General features: G+C 35.4%; 17 protein-coding genes. 6 read left to right on the top strand and 11 right to left on the bottom strand.

Features of this window, described 5'->3' with window-relative positions; genetic code table 11:
* Positions 1-24 precede the first annotated feature (24 nt).
* From KO509_RS07505 to pspF, 6 genes are read right to left on the bottom strand one after another with little or no spacing between them, the layout of a single operon-like run.
* Positions 25-816: an ATP-binding cassette domain-containing protein gene (locus KO509_RS07505; protein WP_215972668.1), complete on the bottom strand. Its 792-nt coding sequence runs from the start codon at positions 814-816 to the stop codon at positions 25-27.
* Between the two features lies 1 nt (position 817).
* Entirely contained in the window at positions 818-1,837 is a 1,020-nt protein-coding gene (locus KO509_RS07500; protein WP_215972667.1) for an oligopeptide/dipeptide ABC transporter ATP-binding protein, read from the bottom strand.
* Positions 1,837-2,730, bottom strand: a complete 894-nt coding sequence (locus KO509_RS07495) for an ABC transporter permease subunit (RefSeq protein ID WP_215972666.1) — start codon at positions 2,728-2,730, stop codon at positions 1,837-1,839. The genes KO509_RS07500 and KO509_RS07495 overlap by 1 nt, the downstream gene beginning before the upstream one ends.
* Positions 2,720-3,748 carry an ABC transporter permease subunit gene (locus tag KO509_RS07490; protein ID WP_215972665.1) on the bottom strand — a complete coding sequence of 343 codons (1,029 nt, stop codon included), beginning with the start codon at positions 3,746-3,748 and terminating at the stop codon, positions 2,720-2,722. The genes KO509_RS07495 and KO509_RS07490 overlap by 11 nt, the downstream gene beginning before the upstream one ends.
* A 2-nt stretch (positions 3,749-3,750) precedes the next feature.
* Positions 3,751-5,427 (bottom strand): ABC transporter substrate-binding protein, encoded by a 1,677-nt coding sequence (locus KO509_RS07485; protein ID WP_252727439.1) that lies wholly within the window; start codon positions 5,425-5,427, stop codon positions 3,751-3,753.
* Positions 5,420-6,535: a phage shock protein operon transcriptional activator gene (pspF, locus tag KO509_RS07480; protein ID WP_215972676.1), complete on the bottom strand. Its 1,116-nt coding sequence runs from the start codon at positions 6,533-6,535 to the stop codon at positions 5,420-5,422. The genes KO509_RS07485 and pspF overlap by 8 nt, the downstream gene beginning before the upstream one ends.
* A gap of 308 nt (positions 6,536-6,843) precedes the next feature.
* Between pspF and pspA the strand changes: the two genes are divergently transcribed.
* From pspA to pspC, 3 genes are all read left to right on the top strand, one after another.
* Positions 6,844-7,509, top strand: coding sequence for a phage shock protein PspA (pspA, locus tag KO509_RS07475; protein WP_215972663.1), 666 nt, complete (start codon positions 6,844-6,846; stop codon positions 7,507-7,509).
* Positions 7,510-7,639: 130 nt separating this feature from the next.
* The gene (pspB, locus tag KO509_RS07470) at positions 7,640-7,870 is read left to right on the top strand and encodes an envelope stress response membrane protein PspB (RefSeq protein ID WP_303495826.1); all 231 of its coding nucleotides are present in this window, start codon (positions 7,640-7,642) and stop codon (positions 7,868-7,870) included.
* Positions 7,867-8,316 carry an envelope stress response membrane protein PspC gene (gene pspC, locus KO509_RS07465; protein ID WP_215972662.1) on the top strand — a complete coding sequence of 150 codons (450 nt, stop codon included), beginning with the start codon at positions 7,867-7,869 and terminating at the stop codon, positions 8,314-8,316. The genes pspB and pspC overlap by 4 nt, the downstream gene beginning before the upstream one ends.
* Before the next feature lie 17 nt (positions 8,317-8,333).
* Here the strand turns inward: pspC and KO509_RS07460 are convergent, their stop codons facing one another.
* On the bottom strand, positions 8,334-9,359 hold the full coding sequence (locus KO509_RS07460) for a LacI family DNA-binding transcriptional regulator (RefSeq protein WP_215972661.1): 1,026 nt from the start codon (positions 9,357-9,359) through the stop codon (positions 8,334-8,336).
* 271 nt (positions 9,360-9,630) lie between these two features.
* On the opposite strand from KO509_RS07460, the gene pgi reads away from it, so the two are divergent.
* Positions 9,631-11,271 (top strand): glucose-6-phosphate isomerase, encoded by a 1,641-nt coding sequence (pgi, locus tag KO509_RS07455; protein ID WP_215972660.1) that lies wholly within the window; start codon positions 9,631-9,633, stop codon positions 11,269-11,271.
* A 149-nt stretch (positions 11,272-11,420) separates the two neighbouring features.
* Here pgi and epd read toward each other — a convergent pair whose 3' ends face one another.
* Together epd and tkt are read right to left on the bottom strand one after the other, a co-directional pair.
* Positions 11,421-12,473: an erythrose-4-phosphate dehydrogenase gene (gene epd / locus KO509_RS07450; protein WP_215972659.1), complete on the bottom strand. Its 1,053-nt coding sequence runs from the start codon at positions 12,471-12,473 to the stop codon at positions 11,421-11,423.
* 123 nt (positions 12,474-12,596) lie between these two features.
* Positions 12,597-14,585, bottom strand: coding sequence for a transketolase (gene tkt, locus KO509_RS07445; protein ID WP_215972658.1), 1,989 nt, complete (start codon positions 14,583-14,585; stop codon positions 12,597-12,599).
* Positions 14,586-15,082: 497 nt separating this feature from the next.
* Here tkt and KO509_RS07440 point away from each other — a divergent pair, with 497 nt between their 5' ends.
* Entirely contained in the window at positions 15,083-15,223 is a 141-nt protein-coding gene (locus tag KO509_RS07440) for a hypothetical protein (RefSeq protein WP_215972657.1), read from the top strand.
* 101 nt (positions 15,224-15,324) lie between these two features.
* On the opposite strand, the gene KO509_RS07435 is transcribed toward KO509_RS07440, so the two are convergent.
* Positions 15,325-15,693, bottom strand: coding sequence for a hypothetical protein (locus KO509_RS07435; RefSeq protein WP_215972656.1), 369 nt, complete (start codon positions 15,691-15,693; stop codon positions 15,325-15,327).
* A gap of 131 nt (positions 15,694-15,824) precedes the next feature.
* Entirely contained in the window at positions 15,825-16,592 is a 768-nt protein-coding gene (cysZ, locus tag KO509_RS07430; RefSeq protein ID WP_215972655.1) for a sulfate transporter CysZ, read from the bottom strand.
* A gap of 241 nt (positions 16,593-16,833) precedes the next feature.
* Here cysZ and zipA point away from each other — a divergent pair, with 241 nt between their 5' ends.
* Positions 16,834-17,934: a cell division protein ZipA gene (zipA, locus tag KO509_RS07425; protein WP_215972654.1), complete on the top strand. Its 1,101-nt coding sequence runs from the start codon at positions 16,834-16,836 to the stop codon at positions 17,932-17,934.
* Positions 17,935-18,007 lie beyond the last annotated feature (73 nt).

Below are 18,007 nucleotides of genomic sequence, written 5' to 3'. Positions count from 1 at the left end.
AAAGCTCGCTACTTTTCATTGATATTATTTTACGGTTCTAGATCTCAGTTGAAAGTTTTGATTCATTAATAATCTTTGCGTGACTTTATGCTGAGGTTTATTCATAACCTCCATTGTTTTTCCTGATTCAACTACCTTCCCGTGTGATAACACTAAAACTTCATCACTAAAATGGCGAATAATACCCAAATTATGGGATATGAGTATATAGGCAAGTCCCATTTGTTGTTGTAGATCTAATAATAAATTAATCATTTGAGAGCGTAATGAAGGGTCAAGTGCTGCTAATGCCTCGTCCAGTATGATTACTTGAGGCTGTAAAATAATTGCTCTAGCAAGGGATATACGTTGTTTTTGCCCACCAGAAAACATATGAGGATAAAAATTCATATGATCGCCTAATAAACCAACTTGTTGTAGGGTAACCCTGATCAGCTCTTGGCGTTTTTTTTCATTAAATGTTGTGTTGAGTTTAAGCGGCTCATCTAATAGTTGTAAAATAGTTAGGCTAGGATTGAGAGTTGTTCCTGAGTCTTGAAAAATCATACGAATATGCTGACATCTTTCTTTATAACTACTATCATGTAGTTTTTTGCCATTCAGGTAAATATGACCGCTACTGGCTGGCTCTGCTCCGACTAATAATTTAGCAAGTGTCGATTTTCCTGAGCCTGTGTCACCAATAATAGCTAAAGTCTTATGCGCTTCAATACTGAAAGAAATAGGCTCTAATGCAATAGTAACTTTCTTTTTAAACCAAAAGCCTTTCTGCTGATAAGACTTGCTTAACTCTTCAACTTTAAGTAATTCTGTCATTTTAACATACCTCTTTAATAGCTTTACGTTTAGCTTTTGTCGGTATTAAAGGGTAGTGGCAACTAACTTTATGATCATGAAAGCTAGTGATTGTCGGTGCTTGTACACAGGCTTGTTGGGCTCTTGGACAACGTGGCCCTAAACGACAGCCAATAGGAAGATGTTGCAAAATTGGAATAGTACCAGGTAATGCCATTAATCTTGATTTAGCAGGCAACTCTATATTTGCACTCGGGCTACTATCAACTAAAGCTTTAGTGTATGGGTGTAATGGATTTTTGAATATTTGTTCAGTAGTTCCAGCTTCAACGAATTGTCCGCTGTACATCACTGTTATCTTATGTGTCCAATGTGTAATATTTTCTAAATCATGACTAATTAATAATATCGACATGTTTTTTAATTGATTTAAACTAGCCAACAGCCTAAATATTTGCCCCTGATTTGTATTCTCCATTGCTGCAGTAGGTTCATCTGCAATTAATAATATCGGCCTTCTAGCTAGGGCTATAGCGATCATAACGCGCTGACATAGCGCATCTGTTAATTGATGTGGGTAACTGTTAAGGCAAGCGTTATGTTTTTTTATGCCGACCTTATGTAATAATTTAATAGCTGCCTCATTACGCTGTCGCTGTTTCTGCCAGAAAAAACCGGTGAGTGAACTAGTATCAATCGCTTCAGCTAATTGGTTTTTGATGGTGGTTGTTGGATCTAAACAGGCCATAGGCTCCTGGAATATCATAGCAATATCTCGCGATATAAGCGCTTTACGCTCCGCAATAGATAAACGCAATAAATCGACACCTCGCCAATGGAACCTATCAGCATGTACTTTCCATTTGTCGTTTAGTACACCAACAATTGCTTGTGCTAAAAGTGATTTACCAGAGCCGGATTCCCCAACTAACCCACGAACTTCGCCTTCTTTCATGATCAGGCTAACTTTATCAACCGCTAAAATATTTTTATTTTCACTGATAAGTTCAATGGATAAGTTTCTAATGTCGAGTAAATTCATTACTTGTCCTTGCGAAGCTTAAGAGAATGGCGAATACCTTCACCAACAAGGTTGGTAACTATAACAGCAAACAAAATAGCTAAACCTGGCAAATATACTGTCCAAGGGGCTATGTAAAATAAATCTAAACCGTTAGCTAATGTTGCTCCCCATTCCGGTAGTGGAATTTGAGCACCTAAGCCTAAAAAACCTAATGTAGCTATATCTAAAATAGCGGCTGATTGTGCTAAGGTTGCCTGACTCATTACTCGATCGACAATATTTGGAAAAATAGAGTAATACAATATTCTAAAAGGACTTGCACCATCTAGCCGAGATGCAAGTACATAATCTTTACGCGATTCTTCTTTTACGGCGTAACGTGTAATGTGAATAAACTGAGGTATCAGTACTATCACTACAGCCCATACGGTATTGCTAATACCAGGTCCTAATATAGCAACAATGATGATAGCCAATAACAATGAAGGAATAGATAAGATGACATCCAAACAGTGATTGAGGAAGCTTGATTTTATCCCTGTGGTTAATGCTGATAAGGAGCCAATAACAACACCAATAATAAGTGATGTAATAACTACAATAAAGCTTAGGCCAAAGGTTAAAGAAGTACCATACATTAAGCGAGAAAGCATATCTCGGCCAAGTTCATCAGTACCAAGTAAATAACTTATATTTCCATCAGGGTGCCAAGCAGGAGGTAATAATAGCATATCTAGTTGACCATCAATTGGTGAATGTGGTGCTAGTATTGGTGCAAAAACAGCTAAAATTATTAAGAATATAAAACAGCTCAATCCTGCCATTGCAGAAGGTGTTTTACGAAAAACCTGCCAAAGCTGCATAAAAGGTGAAGGGAATATCTCTTCTAAATAAATTTTATCACGAGCCATACTTATTACCTCGGGCTAGTGGATTTAACGCAGCATAGATAAAGTCAGTTAAAATGTGCACGATAAAAATAAAACACGACAGCACCAACAAGCCACTTTGTATCGCGGTATAGTCTCGTTGGTAAATACTTTCGATGAGCCAACGGCCTATACCAGGCCAACTAAAAATAACTTCGGTGACCATGGCAATCGTTACCAGGTTGGCAAACTGTAAACCAACGTGACGAATTATTTGTATTAGCGCATTTCTGATCGCATGGCGAAATATCATTTGTCGAAAGGTTAAACCTTTTGCATTTGCTGCTCGAATATAGCTTGTTTCTAAAACCTCTATCATTGATGTTCTAGCTAAGCGAATAAATATAGTGGCAGGAGCTACAGCAATAACACAAGCAGGTAGTATAATATGTGCGGTGGCATCACTAAAAGCTTGCCATTTATAAGGGCTATCACTGAGTAATATATCAATAAATTGAATACCAGTTATCAACTCAATTTCAAACAATAAACTAATCTGTCCGGCTGATGGCAACCAGCCTAAGTTTATCGAAAAGGTTAAAATAGCCAATATACCTAGCCAAAATACGGGGATTGAATAGCCCAACATTGAAACTGATACGATAATATTATCAGTGGTTTTGTTGTGTTTTATTGCCGCAATAAAACCAAGTGGAATACCAACAAACATTGCAATAAATAAAGCAACCAAACTAAGTTCAATAGTTGCAGGTAATAGGTTGAGCACTTCCGTGGCTATATCAGATTGACTTGCCATTGAAATACCTAACTCGCCATTAACAATGTTATGTAGATAAGTAATATATTGCCAAAAGATATTACTTTCAGTGTGGTAATGTTTTTCTATTTCTATTAATTGAGCAGGGGTTGCGTTAATAGCACCCGAGATGTTGATGATTGAATCACCTGGAAATAAAAAACTTAAGCTAAAAGATAATAATGTTAGTACTAACATTGTAAAAATAAATAAGCTTAATCTACGTAAAGTAAAAATTAACATGATTAATTTTCACCTACATTAGGTTGAGCCACTTTCACTGCGTTGTTACTTTTTGCACTTAGGGGCGTTTTTTTATTTTTATCTATATGATAAAAATTAATACCCCCAAAGGCTGCTAGGATATCACCCGTAATTTCTTTATTACGTGCTTGATAACGTTTTGAATGAGCAATGGGAATTAAAGGGATTTCCTCTTCTATAATTTTCATTGCTTGGGAATAGAATTTTTTTCTTTGACTTAAGTCAGTTGTTTGTAAGGCTTTTTGAATAATATCATCATATTCTTGGTTACACCAAAAAGTGGTATTACTCCCTGTATTACTTGCAGAGCAGCTTAGCATAGGAGAGAAAAAGTTATCAGGATCTGGATGATCAGCTGACCAACCTAATAAAAAGCTCTGATGTTCGCCAAGCTTTAAGCGGTTTAAGAAAGTATTCCATTCATAAGAAACAATGTTAACTTTAATTCCAATATCATTTAGATCGGCTTGTATAAGTTTAGCCATTGTTATTGCATTAGGGTTATAAGGTCTTTGTACCGGCATAGCCCATAAATCCATAGTGAATCCTTGAGGAAACCCTGCCGTATTTAATAGGCTTTTTGCCAGCACAGGATTAAATTCATGAGTTGGAATCGTATCGTCAAATGCCCAAGAGGTATTCGGTAGTATCGATTTTGCTAATACTGCTTTACCTTTATAAACGGTATCGAGTAATACTTTTTTATTAATAGCATAACTAACCGCTTGGCGAACCAGTTTATTATCAAAAGGTGGCTTTTTAATATTAAAGCCAAAATAGCCGACATTTAATGCGGTAATTGACTCTAAGGTTAAGCTTTTATTTTCACCTATTTTATTATGGGCAATAGGGTAAGCTGATATATCACATTCTTTTGCTAGTAACTTTGTTAGCCTTCCAGTATTACTTGGCGTGATATCAAAAACTAATTGTTCAATTTTTACCGGCTCTCGCCAATATTGTTCGTGACGGTAATAACGAATAAAAGAGCCAATGCGATATTCTTTTAATTTAAATGGCCCAGTGCCTATAGGATCGGTATCTATATTGCTTTTTCTTTGTTGTTTACTTAGTTGTTCAGCATATTCGGCGGATAAAATAACCGCATAATCAGTTGCTAAATTGGCAAGAAAGGAATTATCAGGATGAGTTAAATGAAAGCGAACAGTATGATCATTTATTTTTTCTATTTTTTCTACTAGGCTATTAAACTCAATATTTTGAAAAAAGGGATAATCACCGCCTGATACATAATGAAATGGATGATTTTTATTTAAAATACGATTAAAACTAAAAATAATATCGTCAGCATTTAGAAATCGGCTTGGTGTAAAATATTCTGTTTGATGAAAAGCAACATTTTTACGTAAATAGAAAGTGATCTTTTTACCGTTTTTTGTTACATGCCAAGCTTTTGCTATTGCAGGTGTAAGCGTATTCTCTTTTCCTTGATAACTCAATAAACGATCGTATAACTGATTCGATGTAGCATCAATGGTGGTACCAGATGTTACTAATTGCGGGTTAAATGTTTCAGGAGAGCCTTCCGCACAATATATAACACTGTGTTCATCTAATGAAACTGTGCTTTCATCATAACACGCGGATAATGCGAAAAGGCTCAGGCAAGCAAGTAGATTAACCTTAATTTTATTCATCAGTGTCATTACCATCAAGCAAATTGTATTTTTTTAAATAACCTCTTAGTTGATGATAGGTTAATTCTAGTGCTTGTGCGGTTTTCTTTTGATTATATTGACAGTGCGCCAAAGCTGATTTAATCAATTCTATTTCGTAATTTTGTGATAAGGACTTTAATGATTGAGGGAATTGAGTGTTTATTAGTGCTGTGGTAGCGGTTACTTCCGGCTGAATTATCTCATTACTCGTATTCTTGTCAATCGAATCTACGCCGTTGTCACTTATTGTCTCATGTTGTGGTGTATGGACTCTATCATGGGTTTTAATGCGCTGGTTAGGTCTAAAAGGAGATTCGAATGGGTCAATAATTAAATCATTAACAGGCAAGTGCGGGTTATTACAGCGATAAACACTACGCTCAATTACATTTTTTAACTCACGAATATTACCCGGCCAAGCGTATTCAAGCATGGCTCTTTTCGCTTTTTCGGTGAAACCACTAAATAATTCAAACTCTAATTCACGTGCCATTGTCATAGCAAAATGCTCTGCTAACATTAAAATGTCATCAAGTCGTTCACGCAATGGTGGTAGTGTTATAACATCAAATGCTAAGCGGTCGAGTAAATCTGCTCTGAATTGCCCTGATGCAGCTAATGATGGAAGATCTTCATTAGTGGCTGCTACGAGGCGTACATCAGTAGTTATTGTACGAGAGCCACCTACACGTTCAAATTCACCATACTCAACTACGCGTAATAACTTTTCTTGTATTAAGCCTGACGTATTCGCAATTTCATCTAAAAATAAGGTGCCATTGTCGGCGCGTTCAAAACGACCTTCATGACGTTTGCTTGCGCCAGTGAAAGCACCAGAGTCATAGCCAAATAGCTCGGTTTCAAGTAGGTTTTCATTTAAAGCGGCACAATTGAGTTTTAAATAACTTTGCTCCCAGCGCTTTGATAAATAATGTAAACGAGCAGCAACTAATTCTTTACCTGTTCCGCGTTCACCAATAATTAATACTGGCTTACTAAGTGGTGCAATTTGAGATATTTGCTCTAATACTTCTAAAAAGCTATTTGATTGTCCCAGCAAGTTATCTTGTTTATTAAAGCGTCCCATTACCTGACCTAATATTGATACCAATATCATACAGTTTATTCTTGTTGGATAAGAAATAACAGGAAAGACTTGGTATTAGTTAATTTAACTAACAAATAGTGTATTTCATTAATTAGTTATAGAAAAGAATTTTTTAATATTATAAAAAAACTCTTTAAAACAAAAGGTTAATGTTTTATGTCATATTGGCGTAAAACATGAATATAACTTAGTCTAAATTTAAATTCGAATTTATACTAATTTCAACAAGCGTATAATATAGATGGTTTACGTTTAAATGAAGTTATTAATTCTAGAGAGAGGTTGTTATGGGTATTTTTTCAAGGTTTACCGATATTATTAATTCTAATATCAATAATTTATTAGATAAAGCTGAAGACCCAGCTAAAATGGTAAGGTTAATTATTCAAGAAATGGAAGACACTTTAGTTGAAGTACGCTCTAGCTCTGCTAAAACATTAGCGGATAAAAAAGAGCTAACTCGTCAAGTAACTCGTTTTGAGAATGAGGCCGCACAATGGCAAGAAAAAGCTGAATTAGCTCTAAGCAAAGATCGTGAAGATTTAGCTAGAGCGGCTTTAATGGAAAAGAAAAAGAGTACTGAAAACTCTCAATCTTTATTACAAGAGCTTGTGAATGTTGAAGAGCATATTACTAAACTTCAAGATGAAATATCACAACTGCAAGATAAATTAGCAGATGCCAAAACTCGTCAAAAGGCGATTATTATGCGAGAAAAAACTGTAAATTCTCGTTTAAAGGTGAAGCAGAATATTGATAGTAACAAAGTGAATGATGCACTAAGTCGTTTTGACCGTTATGAAAGTAAAATTGATGGTATTGAAGCACAAGTTGAATCATATGATTTAGGTAGTAAATCTTTAGCTGATGAAATTGCAGAGCTTGAATCAAACGAGAAAGTTGATGATGAACTTGCATCGTTAAAAGCGAAAATGAAAAAACAACAGGATTAACTATTAGCGAGTTAGTTATTATTTCTAAAGTGTAAGGTTTAACGTAATTAAACCTTAAGTAATAAGTTTATTTATTACTTCCAATGGCTAAACCGTTAGCTAATAAGTTAGAAAAAAAGTTAAGGAGAGTATCGTGGAAGAGATCATTATGGCGCCAGTCATTATTTTTATGGTTATTGTTGCCCCCATTTGGCTAATATTACATTACCGTAGTAAAGGACAAGTAAATCAAGGCTTGACTGAAGAAGAGTATATTCAGTTATCTGATTTATCCGAGATGGCAGATAAAATGGCTGATCGTATTAAAACGCTAGAAGCAATCTTGGATGCAGAGACTCCTGAATGGAGAAGTAAATTATGAGGATTAAAGGGGGAGACTTATACCGAAATACCTCGCGCGGTAAAATAGCGGGTATTTGTGCGGGAATTGCAGATTATTTTGGTTGGGAGACTTGGTTAGTACGAATTTTAGTAGTGTCAGGGGTGCTCTTTGGCATACCTTTTTTAATTTTAGGTTATATTGCGGCTTGGCTTATTCTTGATAAAGACCCTAAGATGTCTAATAAATTTCATCAGACAGAGTCGTCAAAATCTGATTCATCAGGGGGGACTCCCCCATCAGCTAGCGATTATGAAAATGAATCAATTAAAGTGAAAACAAGAGTTTGGCAATCAGGTGAACCACCCAAACAAGCTTTCCATGATATTCGAAGAAAGTTTGGCTCTTTAGAGAAGCAACTACAACGTATTGAGCAGTATGTAACATCTTCAGAGTTTAGCGTTGCTAGGGAAATTAATAAACTGTAATTATACCTAGCTACTACCTAAGGGGCTCCAGTAGAATCTCTAACGATTAGTTGTGGAATGTACTGGCTTATAACATTTCTTCCCTTTTGTTTACGTACCTGACTAATTAATAAGCTTGCTGCATCATGTGCTATTTGTTTATTAGGTTGATCAGCGGTGGTAAGTTTTGGCCATGTTTGACGAGAAAAAGGGCTATTTTCGAAACCAGTAATTGATAGCTGTTCAGGTATTTTTATATTCATTAATCGAGCTGCAAATAAAGCACCAGCGGCAATTTCATCATTACACGAAAATATTGCTGTTGGTGTATTGCTTGGGCTTACTTCTTTTGCCATTAATTTTTGAGCGCCATTTACACCAGATTCAAATGAGTATTCACCTTCAATCACTAAATTCTTATTAAATGCTATATCATTAACTTTTAATGCCTGTCTATATCCCTTGTAACGTTCAATCGTAGACATATGCTCAGCACCACCTGCAATAAAACCAATTTTTTTATGTCCTAAGTCGATCAAGTGTTGGGTGATCGTTTGTGCTGCCTCTCTATCGTTTACCATAACACAGGGACTTAATTCATCAGGTGCAACGTCTCCTGACATAATGCGAACTACTTTTATATCAAGCGCAGTAATACGCTTCACAAATTCAGGTTGTTCCGAAAATGGTGGTGTTAATACTAAACCAGCAACACGTGCATGTTTTATTGTATTAATAATATCTTCGGTAATATCTTCCTTTTGGGAGTCACAGGGGTTAATTAATAGCTCAAAACCCTGTTGACGACATGCAGATAAAATACCTTCTTGCATATCAATAATATAATAAGCATTTGGGTTGTCATATACATAGGCAATAGTAAAAGATTTTGTACCTGCTAAGTTTCGGGCCGCTAAATTTGGCTGATAATTCAGCTCTTTTACCGCTTCCTGTACTTTTTCTCGGGTAATTTGACGAACCGAAGGTTCATTATTCATTACACGTGAAACGGTTTTAATTGAAACACCCGAAAGTCTGGCGACATCATTAATTGTTGCTTTCATCTATCCATTTAACCTTTATTATTTTTAGAGCAGCCATTACTACAGCAGTAGAGTAGTGCTTCTTTATCTATGCAGCAATAACTAATACTATTTTTATCTAATTAAATACACAGTAAAAGCATAATAAGCTAAGAACCAATAATTGACAGCGTTGTCATTCTTGAGTAGGGTACCATAATTGTTTATAAAAACATAATCTCGTCATGTGTTAGCCTTACTATGTACGAGCATAATACTTTACTCATCATGAGAGTCATTTACAGGAACAACTATGTCAGATCGTCAAATATTACCTAGCTGGAAAAAACTACAACAATTAGCGTTAGATAAGAAAACTCAGCATATGAATACTTTATTTGCTAATGATGGAGAGCGTTTTGAAAAATTCTCTATTGAGTTGCCTAATTTGTTACTTGATTACTCTAAAAATTTAATTGATTGTGAAACCATGGATAATTTATTGAATTTGGCTGAAGAAACAGAAGTCTGCCAATGGCGGACTAAAATGTTCACTGGCGAAAAAATAAATAGAACGGAAGAGCGAGCAGTTTTACATACCGCTTTACGCCGTAAAAGTGACGAAGCATTAATTTTAGATGGTGAAAATATTACCGAGCAAGTCGATAAACAACTGATAAAAATGGAAGCGTTTGTAAATAAAGTTCGTCAAGGGCATTGGTTGGGGTATTCAGGTAAGCGTATTACCGATATTGTAAATATTGGTGTTGGCGGCTCTAATTTAGGCCCTCAAATGGTGACGGAAGCACTTAAGCATTATAGTGATGGCGCAGTGAACGTTCATTATGTTTCAAATGTTGATGGTGCTCAAATTGTTGAAGTTCTAAGGCCGCTAGATCCTCAAAACGTTTTGTTTATTGTATCAAGCAAAACGTTTACAACGACCGAAACTATGACTAATGCAAAAACAGCGATGAAGTGGTTAACAAGTGCGTCCTTTGATGAGAAGTCAGTTGCGAAACACTTTGTTGCTGTTACTGCTCACAAAGAGAATGCTATGAGTCTTGGTATTGAAGCTGATAACATTTTTGATATGTGGGATTGGGTTGGAGGACGTTTTTCATTATGGTCAGCGATTGGCTTAGCAATTGCGCTCGATTTAGGCTTTGATAAATTTAAAGAGCTACTTGATGGTGCTAGTGATATGGATCAACATTTTATTAACGCGCCATTACGTAATAATATGCCTGTGATAATGGCGTTAATTAGTGTTTGGAATACCACTTTTTTGGGCGCACGCTCACAAGCTATTCTACCGTATGATCAAACTTTACATATGCTTTCAGCTTACTTACAACAGGCTGAAATGGAAAGTAATGGAAAATCGGTTACTTGGGATGGTGATGAAGTTGACTATGCGACAGTCCCTTCTATTTGGGGCGAGCTGGGAATTAATGGGCAGCATGCGTTTTATCAATATCTGCATCAAAGTAATAATGTTGTACCTGCTGACTTTATTGGCTCTGTAGAAAGTGTGACACCGGTAAAAGGTCATCACGAAACGTTAATGGCAAACTTCTTTGCTCAAACTCAAGCATTAATGGCTGGCGTAAACGAAGAACAAGTAAGGGCCGATCTTAAAGCAAAAGGTCGTACAGCCGACTATATTGATAAAGTGGCTCCTCATAAAGTACATAAAGGTAACAGGCCAACCAATACTATTTTATTAAAACGTATTGATCCCAAAACATTAGGTAGTTTAATTGCAGCCTATGAACATAAAATATTTGTTCAAGGAATTATCTTGCAAATATGTTCTTTTGATCAATGGGGAGTTGAATTAGGTAAGGGGTTAGCAGCTGAGATACAGCAAGAATTAGAGAGCAATACAATATCATCTAAGCATGATTGTTCAACAGCCAGTTTAATGAAGTTTTATCAAAAAGCTAAGTAAACAACACTGTATTTTCTAAGTATTTTATTTCTATGCATGAGTAGCCTATAGAGTGGTACTGAGATCATAAAAAAGCAGTCATAAGTTACATGGCTGCTTTTTGTTTTATAATATTCGGTTTAACTGACTAGTTAGCTCAGTGATGAGGACTAAATAGAGGCCATTGCTTGAGCAGTGTCTAACATTCTATTTGCAAATCCCCACTCATTGTCACTCCAGATTAGCATTTTAACTAAACGTTTATGGCTAACACGTGTTTGATTACCATCGACGATACAAGAATGGGTATCGTGATTAAAATCAACAGAAACTAGCGCTTCTTCGGTATAAGCTAATATGCCTTGTAAGCCTTGTTGAGCTAATGGTGTTGCTTCAGCTTGCTGTATTATTTGGTTAATAGCATGAATACTGACATCTTCATTAACCGTAACACTTAAATCCATTGCTGTAACATTCAATGTTGGTACTCGAACAGCAATGGCTTCAAACCTACCTTTAAATTTAGGTAAAATTCGTTCAATGCCGACCGCTAATTTTGTATCAACAGGTATAATAGACTGGCTAGCAGCACGACTACGTCGTAGATCAGGGTGATAAGCATCGATGACTTGTTGATCATGCATAGAAGAATGAATAGTTGTTATAGTGCCGCTTTCAATACCAAAAGCATCATCAAGCACTTTTATCACAGGCACTATACAATTAGTTGTACATGAGCCATTTGAAACAACCGTGTCACCACTGGTAAGCTCATGATGATTAATACCATAAATAATGGTTGCATCAATATCTTGGGTGCAAGGGTGAGAAAATAATACTTTTTTAGCACCTTGTTTAATGTGCGCTAAACCATCGGCTTTACTGCCAAATTTTCCTGTACAGTCGAGGACGATATCAATTTTGTGTTCACGCCAAGGGATTTGTTCAATTTTGTCAAAATGAAGTAATGCTATTTCACTTCTAAATTGGTTATTTTGTGAGGTACTTTTATTGGAAATAAATAGCTTTTCGTCTTCTTGTTCAACAGAAAAAGCAAACCGTCCATGGGTTGTATCGTATTTCAATAAATGAGCAATACCGGTTGCGGGTGCTAAGTCGTTTATCGCAACTATTCTGAAGTCTTCGTTTCTACCGCTTTCATAAAGCGAGCGAACAATACTTCGACCAATACGACCAAAGCCGTTAATAGCAATATTTATCATAAATTACTTGAAGTGATGTTATTCACTGTACCTAGATGTGTAAGGTGGGCAATTTCTTGCCCACCGTTTTCTACTTGCTTATTACTAAAGTATAAAGCTAAAGTATAAAGCTAAGCTGTAAGCTTAAAGCGCGTTGACTGTTTTGATAACGTTATCAACGGTAAAGCCAAAGTGTTCAAGTAATACATTACCTGGTGCAGATTCACCAAAAGTAGTCATACCTACTACCGCGCCGTTTAAACCAACATATTTAGCCCAAAAATCAACATGAGCAGCTTCAATAGCAACACGTTTAGTAACGTTAGCAGGTAATACAGATTCTTTATAATCACTTGTTTGTGCGTCAAAAACATTAGTTGATGGCATAGATACAACACGAACCTTGGTACCTTGCTCTGTTAGTGATTTAGCTGAATCAATCGCTAATGCTACTTCTGAACCGGTAGCAATAAGAATTACCTCAGGAGTTCCTTCACAATTTTGTAAAATATAACCACCTTTTGCAATATCGTTTACTTGCTCTTGACTACGGGCCATTGCAGGTAAACCTTGACGTGAGAAAATCAAAGCAGAAGGTGCTTTTTGATTTTGTACCGCAGCTTTCCAAGCTACAGCTGACTCAGTAGCATCACATGGTCGCCATGTGGTTAAATTAGGTGTAGTACGTAAATTTGTTAATTGCTCTATCGGCTGATGAGTTGGACCATCTTCACCTTGACCAATTGAATCATGGGTGTAAACAAAGATATTTTGAATACCCATTAAAGCAGACATACGTACAGCATTACGTGCATATTCCATAAACATCATGAAAGTAGCGCCGTAGTTGATGAAGCCGCCATGTAATGAAACACCGTTCATTATGCCGCTCATACCAAATTCACGTACACCGTAGAATATGTAATTGCCAGCTGGATCAGTTTCAATACCTTTTGAGCCAGACCACAGTGTTAAATTTGAACCGGCTAAATCGGCAGAGCCGCCTAACATTTCTGGTAATACAGGACCAAAAGCTTCAATAGCATTTTGCGAAGCTTTACGTGACGCGATATTTTCACCATTTTCATGACATTGTTGAATAAACGCATTGGCTTTTTCTTCAAAATCTTGTGGTAATTCACCTTTAATTACACGACGTTCAAACTCACTTGCTAGCTCTGGGTAAGCCGCTTGGTAAGCCGAGAATTTTTCATTCCAGCTTACTTGCTTAGCTGCGCCTTTTGCTTTTTGATCCCATTGTGAATATACATTTTCTGGTACTTCAAATGGTGCGTGTGGCCAGTTTAAAAATTCGCGTGTGGCAGCTATCTCATCATCACCTAATGGTGCGCCGTGACAATCATGTGTGCCTGATTTATTTGGAGAGCCAAAACCTATAATAGTTTTACAACAAATCATACTTGGTTTGTCTGTCACTGATTTTGCTTCAGTAATTGCTGCTGCAATCGCTTCGCTATCATGGCCATCAACACTAATTACGTGCCAACCGTAAGCTTCAAAACGTTGTGGCGTGTTATCTGTAAACCAACCTTCAACATGACCATCAATAGAAATACCATTGTCATCCCAAAAAGTGATTAATTTACCTAATCCTAACGTACCTGCTAATGAACAAGCTTCATGAGAAATACCTTCCATTAAACAACCATCACCTAAGAAACAATAAGTAAAATGATCAACTATGTCATGATTTTCGCGGTTAAATTGAGCAGCTAAAGTCTTCTCAGCAATAGCCATACCTACGGCATTAGAAATACCTGCGCCTAATGGACCTGTTGTTGTTTCAACACCAGGAGTATAACCATATTCAGGATGACCAGGAGTTTTAGAGTGTAATTGACGGAAGTTCTTTAAATCATCAATAGATAAATCATAACCAGATAAATGTAATAAAGAATAAATTAACATTGAACCATGGCCGTTTGAAAGAATAAATCTGTCACGGTCAGCCCAATTAGGGTCAGTAGGGTTATGCTTTAAAAAATCACGCCATAAAACTTCAGCGATATCTGCCATCCCCATAGGGGCACCAGGGTGTCCTGATTTTGCTTTCTGTACGCTATCCATGCTTAAAACACGAATTGCATTGGCTAGTTCTTGACGCGACGACATATTAGCTCCGATTTACTTTTTATTAAAAGGGTATAATTGAATTGCGCGTATTTTCTCCTACCATCAGATATATCGCAAATGATATTACATAATTTTTTATCTTTTTTTCGGTTACTTAAGGTGATAAGTATAATTTTTGTGTAAAAAAAACATATATATTGATTTTTATTAAGAAATAAAGAAATTGAAATATGGTAGGGATTTAGTTTTTAATTCCTTTGTAAAAAATAAATAGGGTAAATAATGATAAAAGTCCTCACAGCACATAACAATTAGACCTTACTAATAAATTTTTTTGTAAAAACATAATAAATAATAGAAAAATCAATAATTGCCTTGAATTATGAAATCAAATAGTTTAGTTTTTAATCAGGTTGTTTACATTAATGTTTTTTTGTGTTTTTGTATTAAAAGTGCATAAATTGAACGTTTATAAAATAATAAGAATAGACAACTAACGTAAGAGATAAAATTAAAATAAAAATTAGGTAGCTAAAATGCGAAAGTCATCCCCTAAAGGGTTAAAGTTGACAACGGTTATTTTTGCAGTATTTGTAATGACCGTTTCAGCAATACTGAGTAGTAATTCAGTCGCTGATGACATGGAAGTAAAAACAGCACAAATAGAACCAGAATAAAGTTATTGACTATAGTCTTATCAATAATAATTAATGAAGCTCTGTATTCATAATGAATTACAGGGCTTTTTTTTAATAAAAGTAACCTAATAGAATATACGCTAACTTTTATTTGACTCTATTATAATATCAACTTGACGCTGATTTTCTTGTTGAGAGAGAACAATTCTAATCATTTTTTGTTCTTGTTGATAGAGTAGGGTTAAATAGTTTTGTGTGTTTTGTTGTGAAATAGGCTTGCCAAATTGCTGAGAATAATAAGTGATAATTTGTTCTTTAGTGGCTAAAGTATAATAATTAACAACAGCGGGAAGCGTATCGGTAAAGTCAGCAAATATATGCGCATCTTTTAACACAGGTACGGTAATAATAGGGCTTTTATTTATCTCACTTGCCATCGAAATAGCACTTAAATTAAATATAATAGCTGCAATTAATATGCTGTATCTACTTATACTTTTTACTTTCATGTAATAAACTCCTATTCCTTTAATGCAACTATTATCAATATAGATGATTCTTTATTAGAGTACGAAGTTACGCGCAATAAAAAATACTGACAAATTGAAGTCGTTTATTGAGCAAGAACTTCCTTTCGTTTTTATAAAAAGTCTTTACGATAATGATCAACCCAAAGGGCTGTAGCACCACAAATAGCAACAGGCATAATAATTAGGTTAACAATAGGTATCATGGCAAAGACTGTAACCGTTATACCGAAGCTATAACTTAATCCTTGTTGTTTTTTTAATGCTTGCTTCATATCAAAAAAAGAAATTTTATGATTGTCAAAAGGGTAATCTTTATATTGTATTGCCATCATCCAAGCAACAAATAAAAACCAAATAACCTGCCCTATAACTGGTAATATCCACATTAAAACAAAAAAGCCAATAGCGCGAGGAATGTAATAGACGAGTTTTGTCCATTCTCGGCCTAAAGCTCTAGGGGTATCTTTTACGATGGTTAACATACTCTCACTTGGGCCAGTTTCCCCTACTAACAAATGTTCTATTTTTTCAGATAATAAACCATTAAAGGGAGCAGCTAACCAATTAGCCGCAGTACTAAATAAAAAAGAAAATACTATTAATACCGTTATTACAGCTAAAGGCCATAACACTGCGCTAAGCCAATCAAGCCAACTTGGTAACCACCCTATCATTAGCTGCATATAATGTTCTAATTCTCTATATATATAATAGAAGGCACAACTAAAAAGCACTAAATTAACTAATAGTGGTATAAAAACAAATCGACGAATACCTTTTAAACGAATAAGCTCAAAACCTTTGAATAAATAGCCGGCACCACTTAGCGCTAAAGGGGAATTTTTATTAGTAAATTGTTTGTTTGTATATCTAGACATGTATAAATAATAACACCTTAATATTAATCGACTGATTATAAAGTCTGATTGCATGTAATTACAGTACTAACTTGTTACAAAGTGGCACTATTTCTGTTAGAGTTTATATGGTATTTTATTTTTATTCATCATACTTTTTTCTCGCTGAATTAAATATCTTGAGGTAACATGAGTATGATAAGAAAGACTATAATAATAATCACAATTTTCCTTAAAAAAGAATTACAAGACAGGCATAACAATGGAAGATAACTTCAGAAACGCATTAATTATTCTTAGCGGTTTTATTATTGCTGCTATATTTATTCATGGTTTATGGACCATTCGCAAGCAAAAAAATCCTTATAAACTTAAAACCAGCAAGGAAAAAGTTGAGCCAGTCTCTAGAAATTTTGATGATAGTGGTTTTGATCAATATGGTGTAGGCCAAGTAAAAGTATTAAAGCAGGCTAATGAACCTAAAGTAGAAAGTGAAAAAGACTTTGAACAAACTATTAGTCTCGAAGAAATTAATCATCTAGATAACGGCCAGCATCAAGAGCTATACAATGACTTTGCTGTTAATGAAAAAGTTTCGGAGCATGATGTTGAATTAAAAAAGCAAAAAAATAGTCAGGCACAAGTTGAAATAGAAGCGAAAAAAGAAATTTCTTTAGAACAGCCAATGTATCAACAGCCTGTAACTAATGCAAAACCTGCAAGAGGCAATACTAGTCAAGTTGCCAGTAAAAAATTTACACGAACTAAGCCGGTCGAATCATTATCTAAAGAAGAAATAAAAAGAAACCAAATGGAAATTAATTTTGGTGAAGGTGTATCTATTGATGATGAAAATGTGCCAAACACTAATGTTGCTGATAATGCACAGGAAAAAACTGGCCCTAACGAAGCTGAAGTTAATAATAATATCGATACACAAGTGATTATTCTTAGTGTGGTAATGCCTGATAATCACCAAATGTCAGGCGCTGCACTTTTACCTAGTTTATTAACCTTGGGCATGAAATATGGAGAAATGAACATTTTTCATCGTCATCAAGATAGTGCTGGTAATGGCCCTGTTACTTTTAGTTTAGCTAACATGCTAAATCCAGGCTCTTTTGATTTAGATACCATGGAAACATTTGTAACACAAGGAGTCAGCTTATTTATGACTCTTCCTAATGCCGGTGACCCCTTTGCCGCGTTTGATCAAATGTTATTAGCCGCTAAGCAGCTAGCTAATGAATTTAATGCACAATTACTTGATGACAAACGTAATATAATGACTAAGCAAACAGAGCAGCATTATGTTAGTAAAATTCGTGAGTTTGATAGACAACATCGCCTTGCTCGATTTTGATAATAAATTTTTAGTCACTGTTTAATTCTATTAAACAGTGACTCTTTGCAAGCATTCTCTGCCTTTTTTTGAG

It is taken from the genome of Colwellia sp. C2M11, assembly GCF_018860915.1.
In the GTDB taxonomy this organism is placed as follows: domain Bacteria; phylum Pseudomonadota; class Gammaproteobacteria; order Enterobacterales; family Alteromonadaceae; genus Colwellia.
This window is presented reverse-complemented; position numbering and strand designations above follow the sequence as displayed.

What these genes read in the sequence shown, in the direction of transcription:
- KO509_RS07505 (WP_215972668.1), bottom strand. Translation starts at nt 816, where the DNA reads ATGACAGAATTACTTAAAGTTGAAGAGTTAAGCAAGTCTTATCAGCAG.
- KO509_RS07500 (WP_215972667.1), bottom strand. Translation starts at nt 1,837, where the DNA reads ATGAATTTACTCGACATTAGAAACTTATCCATTGAACTTATCAGTGAA.
- KO509_RS07495 (WP_215972666.1), bottom strand. Translation starts at nt 2,730, where the DNA reads ATGGCTCGTGATAAAATTTATTTAGAAGAGATATTCCCTTCACCTTTT.
- KO509_RS07490 (WP_215972665.1), bottom strand. Translation starts at nt 3,748, where the DNA reads ATGTTAATTTTTACTTTACGTAGATTAAGCTTATTTATTTTTACAATG.
- KO509_RS07485 (WP_252727439.1), bottom strand. Translation starts at nt 5,427, where the DNA reads ATGAATAAAATTAAGGTTAATCTACTTGCTTGCCTGAGCCTTTTCGCA.
- pspF (WP_215972676.1), bottom strand. Translation starts at nt 6,535, where the DNA reads ATGGGACGCTTTAATAAACAAGATAACTTGCTGGGACAATCAAATAGC.
- pspA (WP_215972663.1), top strand. Translation starts at nt 6,844, where the DNA reads ATGGGTATTTTTTCAAGGTTTACCGATATTATTAATTCTAATATCAAT.
- pspC (WP_215972662.1), top strand. Translation starts at nt 7,867, where the DNA reads ATGAGGATTAAAGGGGGAGACTTATACCGAAATACCTCGCGCGGTAAA.
- KO509_RS07460 (WP_215972661.1), bottom strand. Translation starts at nt 9,359, where the DNA reads ATGAAAGCAACAATTAATGATGTCGCCAGACTTTCGGGTGTTTCAATT.
- pgi (WP_215972660.1), top strand. Translation starts at nt 9,631, where the DNA reads ATGTCAGATCGTCAAATATTACCTAGCTGGAAAAAACTACAACAATTA.
- epd (WP_215972659.1), bottom strand. Translation starts at nt 12,473, where the DNA reads ATGATAAATATTGCTATTAACGGCTTTGGTCGTATTGGTCGAAGTATT.
- tkt (WP_215972658.1), bottom strand. Translation starts at nt 14,585, where the DNA reads ATGTCGTCGCGTCAAGAACTAGCCAATGCAATTCGTGTTTTAAGCATG.
- KO509_RS07440 (WP_215972657.1), top strand. Translation starts at nt 15,083, where the DNA reads ATGCGAAAGTCATCCCCTAAAGGGTTAAAGTTGACAACGGTTATTTTT.
- KO509_RS07435 (WP_215972656.1), bottom strand. Translation starts at nt 15,693, where the DNA reads ATGAAAGTAAAAAGTATAAGTAGATACAGCATATTAATTGCAGCTATT.
- cysZ (WP_215972655.1), bottom strand. Translation starts at nt 16,592, where the DNA reads ATGTCTAGATATACAAACAAACAATTTACTAATAAAAATTCCCCTTTA.
- zipA (WP_215972654.1), top strand. Translation starts at nt 16,834, where the DNA reads ATGGAAGATAACTTCAGAAACGCATTAATTATTCTTAGCGGTTTTATT.